This window comes from Vagococcus humatus (assembly GCF_003950325.1).
Taxonomy (GTDB): Bacteria; Bacillota; Bacilli; order Lactobacillales; family Vagococcaceae; genus Vagococcus_C; species Vagococcus_C humatus.
The window spans coordinates 41,872-53,831 of the sequence record NZ_PXZH01000003.1 but is presented as its reverse complement, the minus strand read 5'-3'; the positions used below and the strand labels follow the sequence as shown (position 1 = coordinate 53,831).

Below are 11,960 nucleotides of genomic sequence, written 5' to 3'. Positions count from 1 at the left end.
GTGTAGGAGATTATCATGGATATTCAAATAAACAAGCTTTTTTGTCAACCATTAATGACTGATATTGTAGAAACTAGTCAAGCCATTTTACGGATGGATGCAATACCTTGTTTACCTTATTGTGGCTATAAAACATATTTAGAAGATGGAAATCGTTTGGTATTTGAAAAAGATTATTATTTAAGAAGAAAATATGTTCATGTTTTGGCATTACAATTATTATTTGATAAAAATAAAAGAACTCTTTTAAAATTAGAAGAGTATCTTTGGGAAATATGTAATGAATACACTTGGAGTTTACCAGCACACTTACCTATTTCCCAACATGTTTTCTCTGATGAAGCACGCTTTAATATTGATTTAAATGCTGCCGAGACAGCACAAATGCTAGCAGAAGTGATGGAATGGCATGAGGAAGATTTATCAGATTTAATAAAGGCTAGAATAAAATATGAAGTAATGAATAGATATATAACACCATTTGTTGATAAATCTTGGTGGTGGGAAAATGAAACTAATAATTGGAGTTCTGTAATTGCTAGTTGTACGGGCATGATAGCGATTAGTTTAATTCATCCAGAAGATAGTTTATTTCAAAAGATAATGATAAAAGTTAACCATATGTTACAGACTTTTTTGTCAGGATACGGAGATGATGGAGGGTGTGACGAAGGAGTAGGCTATTGGAGTTATGGTTTCGGTTATTATTGTTATTTTGCAGATAAATACAGGCAGAAATTTAATACTGATTGTTATCTATTAAATCCTAAGTTAAAAAAGATAGCTGAATTTCCTAATAAAGTGAGTTTAGGAAAAGGAAAATTTGTGTCATTTTCTGATTATAATGATTTTGAAATCCCTTCTGGTTTATTAGCTTGGTTAGCTGATAATTATACTGTTTCTCTTATAACAGTTGAACAAGTTAGTAGACTGGATTTTTTTCATACATATCGATGGTTAGATTTGTCACGAAATTTATTGTGGAGTAAACGATTAGTTAGTGAAATATATCACGAAAAAAACACTATTTTCCAGATTTAGAATGGTTAATTATTTCAAATCAAGATTATAGTTTTTCTTTTGCCGCCAAAGGTGGGCATAATTTAGAAGCTCACAATCATAATGATGTTGGAAGTTTTCTAATAGCAGATAAAGAAGAACAATATATAGTTGATCTAGGAGCTGGAGAATATACTAAAGAATATTTTGATTTAAACACACGTTATAATTATGTAAATACTCGGTCTATTAGTCATTCTGTTCCTATAATTAATGGATGTGAACAACGTAGTGGAAACTATAGTTCCAATATATTAAAACAAATAGAAATTAATAATGTAGAAGAGTTTATGATAGATTTAACTGATTTGTATCCATCGCAAAGTAAAATTAGTTCATATATTAGAACTTATAAAATTAATTGTGATTTGAAGCAAGTTATAATAAAAGATAGTATCTCGTTTAAAGAAGAGGAAGAGTATCAAGTCATTCAAACTTTTCCTAGTTATATAAAACCACAGCTAATTAAGGAAAATAGTCAAATAAATTTCGAAGGAAGAGAGCAAAATTTAACGCTGGATTTTGAAAAAAAAGATTGTCATTATAAAATGTCTACTCTTTATTTTAATAGCCACAAAGGATTAAAAAAGAAATTTTATATCAGTCAATTAATCACTAATAAATCGGGAAGAAAATATAGTCAAGAATTCGTTTTAAATCTAAAAAAGATAAATAATTAAAAATTAGATTAAGAGGAGTTAAGATGAAGGTAAGCAATCAATTCTCAATTGAAAATTTAAGCATCATCGATTATTTTTTGAATTTAATGGAGCCTATTCAACATAAACTATCAGATATAGAAAAAGGAAAGTTAATAATAGGAGAAACGGGAACAGTTTATTCTAGGAAAATAGCTGATTCAGAAGGTTTTTTTAGAATTTTGTGGGGGTATAGTGCATACTATATTCAAAATGCTGTTGATGATTTTTTTTATAGCTTATTGTTAGGCATTAAGGAAGGAACTAACCCACATTCTGTTAACTATTGGGGGGATTTAACCGATACTAATCAGCTAATGGTAGAAATGGCTCCATTATCTTTTTTCTTGATAATGCATGAGGAAAAAGTGAAAGAATATTATGATTATGACACATTAACTAACCTTTTTAATTGGTTAAATCAAATCAATAATTATCAACCATGTCAAAATAATTGGTTATTTTTTAGAGTGTTGGTTAATCGGTGTTTAAATAATCTGTTTTTTAAAAATAAAGATAAAGAAATAAAAAAAGATTTAGAAATGATTGACTCTTTTTACATAGGTGATGGTTGGTATTATGATGGTCATTATAGCCAAAAAGATTATTATATTTCTTTTGCTTTTCATTTTTATTCGTTATTAGATTCTGTTATTTGTAAAGACAAAGATCCTGAAAGAAGTAAATTATATAAAGAAAGAGCGGGTGAATTTGCCAAGAATTTTCAGTATTGGTTCGATAAAGAAGGACGAGGGTTACCTTTTGGTAGAAGTTTAACGTATAGGTTTGCTCAAAGTTGCTTTTGGAGTGCAATGATTTTTGCGGAAGTAGAAACATATCCAGTTGAATATTCTAAATACTTTTTAGAAAAAAATTTAGCCTATTGGATGAGACAACCTATCTGTGATAATTCTGGCTTAATGACTATTGGTTATACCTATCCTAATTTAATTATGTCTGAAGAATATAATGGACCTGGCTCTCCTTACTGGGCTTTAAAGACATTTTTAATACTAGGAATTTCAAAAAATCATAAATTTTGGACTATTCAACCTTCTTATCCTAATAATAAACAAGCTAGCTATTTAATTGAAAAAGGTGACATGCTAGTGGAGACAGGTAAGGCCTCGCTTCAAGCATTTCCTATAAGACAAGGAGCACTTCAGCATATAAATGGCTCTATCAAGTATTCGAAATATGTTTACTCAACTAATTTTGGTTTTAATATTTCTAGAGGAGGATCTGGATTAAATAGTTTGGCTTTTGATAATAGCTTTTCCTTATCAGAAGGAGATGAGTTTTTTAAGATAAACACTTTATCTGATGATGCTGAGATATCTGAAGAATATGTTATTCATAATTGGAGACCTTGGAAAGATGTAAGTATAAAAACGATTATTCTTCCAAGTTTTCCATGGCATTTAAGGTATCATATAATAGAAACGGAAAGAAATTTACAATTTGCAGATGCAGGTTTTTCTGTTCCAGATGATATTTACTATAATTGTTCTAAGTCAGATAGTCATCAGATAGTTTTGGAGTCTAGAGTAGGTACAAGTGCTATTTTAAAAATTGCATCAAGTGGAAATTTATTCACTACTAAGACATTAGTTAATACTAATATTTTATATAATAAAGCTAAATATCCTTATATTATAGGTGATCTATCTCCCGGACGACACACATTATGCCATTTGTTCTATGGGGATGACAATAATACATTTAATACAGATGCTATTCCTGATGTTTGGCAAGATGGAGAAGAGTTGGTAGTATTATTTAAAAATGGTATTAAAAAGAAAATATGTATCAGATAACTAGAAGTTAGATATAAAGCACTTTTGTTTAAAGTCAGAAAATGATTTTAAACAAAAGTGCTATTTTTTATCGTATACTGCAAATTATTTGAGGAGAAGAAATAATTATCGAAATTGTAGTTACTGTCTATCTGTAACAGAACATTTGAATGAGGTGTAGGGTTTAATTTTATTTTAAAAATAAGTAATTTTAGTACACTTTGGAATATTCAAGGTTGGTCTAGAAAAAAGAAAAACTCTTAGATATAATAATACTATGATTATAAATATACTATATTATATTTAAGAAGGTGCTATATGAATTTACCACAACCAGTTATCTATGAAGTACCTTATTCAAAAGAAGGATTAGATAATTTAGAAGCAAACGTACAAAATAAATATAAAAAAAATGAAAAAGTTATATTTAATTATCCTACGGTGTACATCATTAATGATTCTTTGAAAAAAGGAGATTATTCTGTTTATGTAGGTGAAACTAATGATATAAAACGTCGAACAAAGGAGCATATAGATATTGATCCTATGTTTCGTCAAGATTGGAATGAACTAGCACAGTCAGATGATGCTCGCATGTTAATTATTGGACACGATTATTTTAATAAGTCATTAACTTTAGACATAGAAAATAGATTGATGCAGTATTTATCTAGCGTTGAATCTGTTAGCACTGTAAACAATCGTCGTACTAATCAACAAAATGAATACTATACCTCTACCCAATTTGAATTTGTTTTTTCAGCTATTTGGGAAAAATTGCATCAACAAAATGAAGTATTATTTCCACCTGAAAAACATCTTAAAGATTCGGCTATTTTTAAGGCATCTCCCTTTCATAAACTAACAAGTGAACAATTAAATGCTCGTGAAGAGATTATATTAAAAATTGTGGCTGCATTAAATCGTGAAAAAGAAGGGCAGTTAATTTTTGTGGAAGGAGAGGCTGGATCAGGTAAGACAGTACTTATGAGTAGTTTGTTTTATGAATTATTTCAACTATCATCAGAAGACTCTGAAAACAAAGTGTTGCATAATATTAGTACTTATTTATTAGTGAATCACGATCAACAATTAAAAGTTTATGAACAAATTGCATCAAAATTAGGCATTGTTTCGAAAAAAAACCAAGATGTAGTTTCTAAACCTACTAGATTTATTAACAATCATGTTGAAGAGGATAAAGTGGACGTGGTGATTGTTGATGAAGCGCATTTACTATGGACTCAAGGGAAGCAAGCTTATAGAGGGAAAAATCAACTAGATGATTTGTTGAAACGAGCTAAAGTTGTAGTGGCAGTTTTTGATCGAAATCAGATACTATCAAGAGAACAATACTGGGAAGAAGACCAATTGTTAGAAAAAATTCATGAAGTGAATTTATCTAATAATCATATTCGTTTAAATAACCAATTAAGAATTAATGCAGATAAATCAACAATAGATTGGATTAGATGTTTAATAGATAAAGGAATGATTAATAATATTCCAGTAGATTCAAAAAATTATGAATTGAAAATTTTTGAAAGTCCTGAAAAAATGTATGATAGTATCAAACAAAAAGCGCAAAATGAAGAGAAAGGAATTTCCCGAATTTTAGCAACGTTTGATTGGGAGTACATTGATAAACGCAAACCTGAGCATGAAGATTATTGGTATGTAACTGTGGGTAATTGGCGTTTACCATGGAATTTACAAGTTAAGCAGACTGCTAAGCAGAGACGAAAAAATAAAGATAAAGCTTGGGCAGAGCAACCTCAAACAATTCAAGAAGTAGGATCCACTTTTACTATACAAGGTTTTGATTTGAACTATGCTGCTGTGATAATTGGTCCTTCTGTGAAATATAGGAATGGTCAGATAGTCTTTGATAGGGAAGCAAGTAAAAATAAAAAAGCAACTCAAATGCGCAGTACTAGTGATGGGAAAAAACTAGATGTTTCTGATTTCTTACTTAAAAATGAATTAAATGTGTTATTAACAAGAGGGGTTAACGGTCTTTATATTTATGCAGTAGATGACGAATTAAGAGAAGCTCTTTTGAAAGCTCAAAGAAAGGAGTATTGAAAATGACTTCACAAAATTCTATGGATAAAATCAATCAGTTTATTGACGAACGAAATTGGCGTCGATTTCATACTGAAAAAGATTTAGCATTATCTATTTCTATTGAAGCAGCTGAATTGTTAGAAATATTTCAGTGGAAAACATCCGATGAAGCTAAAGAAGACTTTGAACATTTAAAAGAAGAGTTAGCAGATGTTTTGATTTATTCCTATATGTTAGCGGATAAACTTGGAGTAGATATAGATGAAATTATTGATGAAAAGCTTATAAAAAACAAGATAAAATATCCAATCGAAACAAATGAATAAGAAAAATTAATAAAATCTAAGTGGACAATATTTAATCAGTCAATCATCCAAGTCAGCAATTAGTCTGACTTGGATGATTTTTTTGTAAAGACTAGCCATTGTTAGTTGTTAAAGTGATGGATGTGCTTTATAGTATATACTATAAAGTGTGTACTAGAAAGGAGAGGGTCAAATGTCTATTCCCTTTGAAAGATTAATTGAGGAAAACAAAGAAATATTTTATGAAGATTTAGATCAAGTCATGCAAATTAACAGTGTGAAAGGAAATCCTACTCACGCAGCTCCTTTTGGAAACGGTCCGAAAGAAGCTTTAGATTTAGTTTTACAATTAGCGAAAACATATGGATTTAAAACAGGTTTAGTTAACGATGCAGTTGGTTATGCTCAGTGGGGAGAGGATGACCAAGATTATATTGGGATTGTTGGTCATTTAGATGTGGTGCCAGAAGGAACTGGTTGGTCAGTGCCACCATTTAAATTAACTAAAAAAGGTAAACGTTTTTATGGACGAGGGGTTTTGGATAATAAAGGGCCAATCCTAGCCTGTTTGTTTGGTTTACATTTACTGAAACAATTAAATTTACCAAAAAATAAAACGATTCGTATTATCTTTGGCACAGATGAAGAAAGTGGTAGTGGGGATATCCCGCTTTATTTAGAGAAGGAAGCTCCTCCAACATTTGGATTTACACCAGACTGTAAATATCCAGTGGTTTACGGAGAAAGAGGGATTGTGAATTACGCTATTCATACTCCGTTTTCTAATGATCAGCTAGAAGAATTAGGGGAGATTATAGGAGATCAAGGCTCTGACCATGTACCAGACGAATTAACGACTACTATATGTGGTAAAAAAGTATCTGTAACAGGAAAAAGAGCTCCTTCTAATGCCCCAAGTTTAGGAGAAAATGCCATAACTTTACTGGCTGAAAAAATTCAGGAGGAACAACTTTTACAGGGAGAGTTAGGAGCATATTTCGCTTGGATCGCCCAAGATTTAGCCCATCAACATGAAGGTCAAGGGCTAGGGATTGATTTTGAAGATGAAGATAGTGGAAAAACAATGATGACTCCTTATCAATTGGAGAAAAAATCAGATGGTTTAGTCCTATCTTTAGCTGTTCGTTATCCTGTTTCTTTGTCTGAAAATCAGTTAACTCAAGCCTTGGTTAAACACTTACCTGATCAAAGCCAAGTAGAAGTAATTCGCCGTTTGGAAAGTTGTGTTCATCCTAAAGAAGATTCTCACATTCAGAAGTTAGTCGAGGTTTATGAGAAGGTGACAGGAGAAGACGGAACGCCGGTAACTACAACAGGAGCTACCTACGCTCGCACAATGCCTAATATTGTGGCATTTGGCCCATCATTTCCAGGACAAAAAGGAATTGCACATAATAAGGATGAGTACATGGATGAAGCTGATTTACTTTTAAACATGAGAATTTATATGGAAGCTATGTGGTCTCTTATTCAATAAAGATCAGAAAAAGATGTTACTTGTAAGAAGTAATATCTTTTTTTATAAAATTAAAACAATTAAATTTCAGTCTATACAAAATAGTATATACTCATTATAATAAACCTATCAAATAAAAACAGTATCGAAAGGAGTAACACAATGGTTTTTGGTGCAATTGCAACATGGCGAATGGCTCATGATGGAGTGGTGGAAGCTATTCAAACATTAAGTAATCAAGGAACATCAGGGGATGCAGTTGAAACGTTAATTAAAACAGTCGAGGATTATCCTTTTTATAAATCAGTCGGTTTTGGTGGCCTGCCTAATGCAGAAGGTATTTTAGAGATGGATGCAGCTTATATGGAGGGAGATACTTTCCAAATTGGTGCTGTGGCAGGAATTACTGATGTTAAAAATCCTATTTCTGTGGCACGAAAGTTAAGTCAAGATAAATTTAATAGTTTTCGGGTAGGAGATGGCGCTAGTAAGTATGCGATGTTAGAAGGCTTTGAAAGAAAAAATATGTTGACCAAACGGGCTCATAGAATTTGGGAAAAACGTCTTAAAGAAATCCACGAAAATAATTTAAATCCTTATGATGGTCATGATACAGTGGGAGCTATTACTTTAGATAAACAAGGCTCTATGACGGCTGGTACGTCTAGTTCAGGTTTATTTATGAAAAAACCTGGCCGAGTAGGAGATTCTCCTCTATCTGGTTCAGGCTTTTATGTGGATAGTGAAATAGGAGGAGCGGCGGCTACTGGCTTAGGAGAAGATTTGATGAAAGGTTGTTTATCTTACGAAATTGTTCGGTTAATGGGAGAAGGTTTAACACCGCAACAAGCTTGTGATCAAGCAGTGTATAGCTTCCATGACAAACTAACCAAACGCTACGGTAAATGTGGGGCTTTTTCATTAGTGGCTATGAACAATCAAGGTCAGTGGGGAGTGGCAACCAATGTTGAATTTACCTTTAGTGTGGGGAATCACTTGGAAACTCCGCAAATTTTTATCGCCAATATGGGAGATAACCATACAACAAACATTCAACCTATCACACAAGAATGGTTAGATGCTTATGAAAAACGGATAAAAGCCCCTATAGATTAAAAGTTAAATTAGTTGGGACATGAAAGGAGCAACACATGAGTCTATTAGTGATTGATATTGGAGGATCTAGTGTTAAAAGCGCCATATTTCAACCAGAGCTACAAGATTTTAAAAAGTTTACTTCTCCTTCCACATTAGAAGAAATGAAAGCAAACATGCATCAGTTAATTAGCTACTACCAAGATAAGTATCAGTTAACTGGTATTTCTTTTAGTGTGCCAGGTATTCCAGATCAAGAGTCAGGTTACGTGAAAGGTGCTAGTTCTCTTCACTACATTCATGAATTTAATTTTAAAGAGTATTTTAAAACAAAGTATCAACTGCCAATCTTTTTTGAAAATGATGCCAATTGTGCATGTAAAGCAGAAGTATTCATGGGAAGTGCTAAGGGAGTGGATAGTGCTCTTTTTGTAGTCATCGGTACAGGAATTGGCGGCGCTATTTTTTTAGATGGAGAAATTCAGCCAGGTTTTCATAACTTTGGCGGCGAATTTGGCATGATGTTAATCGATGGACGTCACGAATGGAGTGAGCTAGGGTCAGCTGTTCACATGGCTCGGAAATTCTCTCAATTAAAACAAAAAGAATATACTGGCGAACAGGTCATTCAACTAGGGGAACAGGGAGAAGACTTAGAAGCAGTTAAAGCCTGTGAATCCTTGTATCACTATTTGGCTCTAGGTCTGTACAATTTGCAATATGTGATTGATCCAGCTTGTATTATTTTAAGTGGCGGAATTACACAACACCCTCAGCTCCTAGCTAACATTGAAAGAAAGCTAGCCGAGATTATGAATTACGGACAAAGATGTCCCGTCAAACCGAAATTAGTAAAAGCACAGTTTGGAAATGACGCTAATTTAATTGGAGCAGGCTTGGTTGCTACTCAAGGGTTAAAGAAATAGACAGTCAAAGGACGAGAAAAGGAGAATACTATGAATGAGAATGTAACTTGGTTTAAAGAAGCAAAATACGGCATGATGATTCACTGGGGACTTTATTCTTTGTTAGCAGGAGAATATAGAGGACAGTCTTCTAGTGCTTATGCAGAGTGGATTCAGTCTAAGTTTCAAATACCTAATCAAGAGTATGAACAACTAGCTACAGCTTTTAATCCTTTATATTTTGATGCAGAAGAAATTGTTTCTTTGGCGAAAGAATGTGGCATGAATTATCTCGTAGTGACAACCAAACACCATGATGGATTTGCTATGTATCACTCACAAGTCGATGACTATAATATTTATGACGCCACACCTTTTAAGCGAGATGTACTAAAAGAACTAGCAGAAGCTTGCCAAAAATATGGGGTTAAGCTAGGCATTTATTATTCACAAGATTTAGATTGGCATGAGCCAAATGGTGGGGGTTATCTGTCTAATCATATCGAAACAGCTGGGACTACTTGGGATAATAGTTGGGATTTTACTGGGGAAAAAGACTTTGATCAATGTTTTAGAGATAAAATCCTTCCACAAATTGAAGAGATTATGACCAATTACGGTGAGATTGTGACAGCTTGGTTTGATATGCCGATGACGGTTTCTAAAGAACAAAGTCAGCTGATTTATGATACGGTAAAAAGTTTGCAACCTAACTGTCTAATCAATTCACGGTTAGGAAATGGTAGCTATGATTATGTGTCTTTAGGAGATAATGAAATTCCGGATAAAAAAGTGGCAGAGTTAGCCGAAGTAGATTACAATTCCGTAGATGGTTTTAAACCTTCTCCTTTTAATCTATACGAAACAGCTGCAACTATGAATGACTCTTGGGGATTTTCATATCAAGATCATAACTGGAAATCACCCGAAACGATTTATACGTATAAAACCCATTTGAATGAGTTAGGCATTAATTATTTGTTGAATGTAGGATTAGATGGTTTGGGAAGAATTCCAATGCAGTCTATCATCAACTTAAAAGAAGTCGCTAAAATGGAAACAGAAAAGCAATAACTATATCAGAAATAAAACAAACGCAAGGTATTAGTTTCTAGTATCTTGCGTTTTTTGGTATGATAAAAAAATAGTTAACAGAACGGGGGAATAAGATGTCAGATAAATTAGACTATTACGAAGGGCTAAGAGAGCTTTCTTACGAACAGTTAGTTCTTCATTTACTACATAAACATGGTGCGGCAACAGATGATTACTTTAAAGAAAAATCTTATGAACACTTTTTAAAAGGTGAAATCAAAAGTATCGCTAAAGGAAATTATAGCCGGACGAAAGAAGGGCTATACTGTCACCACATTCAAGAACTGGCTTATGAAAATTTATCCAACTTAGACTTTATCAAAGGTTATCAGTATCCCTATACATTGCAGAAAAAAGAACAGTTAGTTTATAGTGATTTAGTGGAGCATATTATCTTACACGAAGCTATTGTTAAAGAAACACAAGGTGATTTTGGTTATAAGGGGCTAGTTGTTTATTTGTATCCACAGCTAACAGAGTGGTATATCGAGGGAAGAGTGCCTCATAGGGATTGGATGAAAGCTTGTTTTGACCGAGCTTTTTTAACAAAAGATGAGGCTGAAACATTCTTGGTCAGAAGTATCTAAAAAAGCTTCAACTGTTGAATTTGTCTAACAGTTGAAGCTTTTTATTTGTAACTAGTTAGTCTTTTCTAAACAGAGGAATAGCTAGTCCACCAACTAACACAGCAATAATCAGAATAAAGAGAAAATTATAACCTGAAAAGTTAATGTTAGTGTGCAATTTATGAGTAAGTTGCAGGTACCGAACATAATCAAGGATGAGTGGAGCTAGACTAGTTAAGATGACCATGAAAAAATGAGCAAAGAACAAGCTAGATTTACTTTGAATGGCTAACTGTTTTTTTAAAATAGCGTAAATAAGTGCAATAACAAAAAAATAACCAATGAAAGGGGTAAAGTAACCTAAAAAATTCCATGTAACAGATGATAGGAATAAATGGAAGTTAGTAATCTCTGCGTAGTTAGGTGTTAGTGCCATATTTGTTATGACTAAACCTATAACGAATAGACTTACGCCTAAAGTGAAGGCAATTAAACTTTTGGTTAGTGTTTTAATAATCATACAAAATCTCCTTTCAATCTAAATATACAGGATGATTAGAAATGAGTTATCGGTCTAGCGTTGTAGTGAAACGTTTAAAAACAAGCCTCTTGTGATAACTCAAACAAGAGGCTTGTTTTTTGTTTTTTTATGGTATAATTTAAACGTAAATAATTACTTCGTTGATTAACTAAAGAATCTGCCTTGTTTTTAGACACAAAAAAAGCGCCGAAGCGGCGCCACTTGAAAAGTTGATTACGGACTAAGCCTTATTTTAACTTGCTATGTTGTTTTGAATGCTTCCAACAACTTCATTATAAGCAAATGTTCAAAAAATAGCAAATGAAAATGAATAGGATTTCTAAAAAAAAACGATGTAAACACAAAAGGAGCGGTAA

General features: G+C 32.6%; 11 protein-coding genes. 10 read left to right on the top strand and 1 reads right to left on the bottom strand.

Going from position 1 to position 11,960, the window contains the following annotated elements; translation table 11 throughout:
* Nucleotides 1-15: 15 nt before the first annotated feature.
* From C7P63_RS07220 to C7P63_RS07175, 10 genes are all read left to right on the top strand, one after another.
* Nucleotides 16-1,041, top strand: a complete 1,026-nt coding sequence (locus tag C7P63_RS07220) for a hypothetical protein (protein ID WP_125943498.1) — start codon at nt 16-18, stop codon at nt 1,039-1,041.
* A complete protein-coding gene (locus tag C7P63_RS07215; protein ID WP_125943497.1) occupies nt 1,008-1,739 on the top strand; it encodes a heparinase II/III domain-containing protein in 732 nt (243 codons plus the stop codon). Before C7P63_RS07220 ends, C7P63_RS07215 begins: the two co-directional genes overlap by 34 nt.
* A gap of 23 nt (nt 1,740-1,762) precedes the next feature.
* The gene (locus C7P63_RS07210) at nt 1,763-3,574 is read left to right on the top strand and encodes a DUF2264 domain-containing protein (RefSeq protein WP_125943496.1); all 1,812 of its coding nucleotides are present in this window, start codon (nt 1,763-1,765) and stop codon (nt 3,572-3,574) included.
* 297 nt (nt 3,575-3,871) lie between these two features.
* Nucleotides 3,872-5,638: a DUF2075 domain-containing protein gene (locus C7P63_RS07205; protein ID WP_125943495.1), complete on the top strand. Its 1,767-nt coding sequence runs from the start codon at nt 3,872-3,874 to the stop codon at nt 5,636-5,638.
* A gap of 2 nt (nt 5,639-5,640) precedes the next feature.
* Nucleotides 5,641-5,946: a nucleotide pyrophosphohydrolase gene (locus tag C7P63_RS07200; protein ID WP_243640818.1), complete on the top strand. Its 306-nt coding sequence runs from the start codon at nt 5,641-5,643 to the stop codon at nt 5,944-5,946.
* Nucleotides 5,947-6,118: 172 nt separating this feature from the next.
* The gene (locus tag C7P63_RS07195; protein WP_125943494.1) at nt 6,119-7,423 is read left to right on the top strand and encodes a Sapep family Mn(2+)-dependent dipeptidase; all 1,305 of its coding nucleotides are present in this window, start codon (nt 6,119-6,121) and stop codon (nt 7,421-7,423) included.
* Between the two features lie 141 nt (nt 7,424-7,564).
* Nucleotides 7,565-8,518 carry a glycosylasparaginase gene (locus tag C7P63_RS07190; RefSeq protein WP_165863797.1) on the top strand — a complete coding sequence of 318 codons (954 nt, stop codon included), beginning with the start codon at nt 7,565-7,567 and terminating at the stop codon, nt 8,516-8,518.
* Nucleotides 8,519-8,553: 35 nt separating this feature from the next.
* On the top strand, nt 8,554-9,423 hold the full coding sequence (locus tag C7P63_RS07185) for an ROK family protein (RefSeq protein WP_125943493.1): 870 nt from the start codon (nt 8,554-8,556) through the stop codon (nt 9,421-9,423).
* Between the two features lie 30 nt (nt 9,424-9,453).
* Entirely contained in the window at nt 9,454-10,476 is a 1,023-nt protein-coding gene (locus C7P63_RS07180) for an alpha-L-fucosidase (RefSeq protein ID WP_125943492.1), read from the top strand.
* A gap of 95 nt (nt 10,477-10,571) precedes the next feature.
* Nucleotides 10,572-11,084, top strand: a complete 513-nt coding sequence (locus C7P63_RS07175; RefSeq protein ID WP_125943491.1) for an SAV1803-related protein — start codon at nt 10,572-10,574, stop codon at nt 11,082-11,084.
* A 55-nt stretch (nt 11,085-11,139) separates the two neighbouring features.
* Here C7P63_RS07175 and C7P63_RS07170 read toward each other — a convergent pair whose 3' ends face one another.
* Nucleotides 11,140-11,583, bottom strand: coding sequence for a hypothetical protein (locus C7P63_RS07170; protein ID WP_125943490.1), 444 nt, complete (start codon nt 11,581-11,583; stop codon nt 11,140-11,142).
* Between the last annotated feature and the right edge of the window lie 377 nt (nt 11,584-11,960).

Excerpts from the sequence above, each read along its gene's own strand:
- C7P63_RS07220 (WP_125943498.1), top strand. The coding sequence starts at position 16 with ATGGATATTCAAATAAACAAGCTTTTTTGTCAACCATTAATGACTGAT.
- C7P63_RS07210 (WP_125943496.1), top strand. The coding sequence starts at position 1,763 with ATGAAGGTAAGCAATCAATTCTCAATTGAAAATTTAAGCATCATCGAT.
- C7P63_RS07205 (WP_125943495.1), top strand. The coding sequence starts at position 3,872 with ATGAATTTACCACAACCAGTTATCTATGAAGTACCTTATTCAAAAGAA.
- C7P63_RS07200 (WP_243640818.1), top strand. The coding sequence starts at position 5,641 with ATGACTTCACAAAATTCTATGGATAAAATCAATCAGTTTATTGACGAA.
- C7P63_RS07195 (WP_125943494.1), top strand. The coding sequence starts at position 6,119 with ATGTCTATTCCCTTTGAAAGATTAATTGAGGAAAACAAAGAAATATTT.
- C7P63_RS07190 (WP_165863797.1), top strand. The coding sequence starts at position 7,565 with ATGGTTTTTGGTGCAATTGCAACATGGCGAATGGCTCATGATGGAGTG.
- C7P63_RS07185 (WP_125943493.1), top strand. The coding sequence starts at position 8,554 with ATGAGTCTATTAGTGATTGATATTGGAGGATCTAGTGTTAAAAGCGCC.
- C7P63_RS07180 (WP_125943492.1), top strand. The coding sequence starts at position 9,454 with ATGAATGAGAATGTAACTTGGTTTAAAGAAGCAAAATACGGCATGATG.
- C7P63_RS07175 (WP_125943491.1), top strand. The coding sequence starts at position 10,572 with ATGTCAGATAAATTAGACTATTACGAAGGGCTAAGAGAGCTTTCTTAC.
- C7P63_RS07170 (WP_125943490.1), bottom strand. The coding sequence starts at position 11,583 with ATGATTATTAAAACACTAACCAAAAGTTTAATTGCCTTCACTTTAGGC.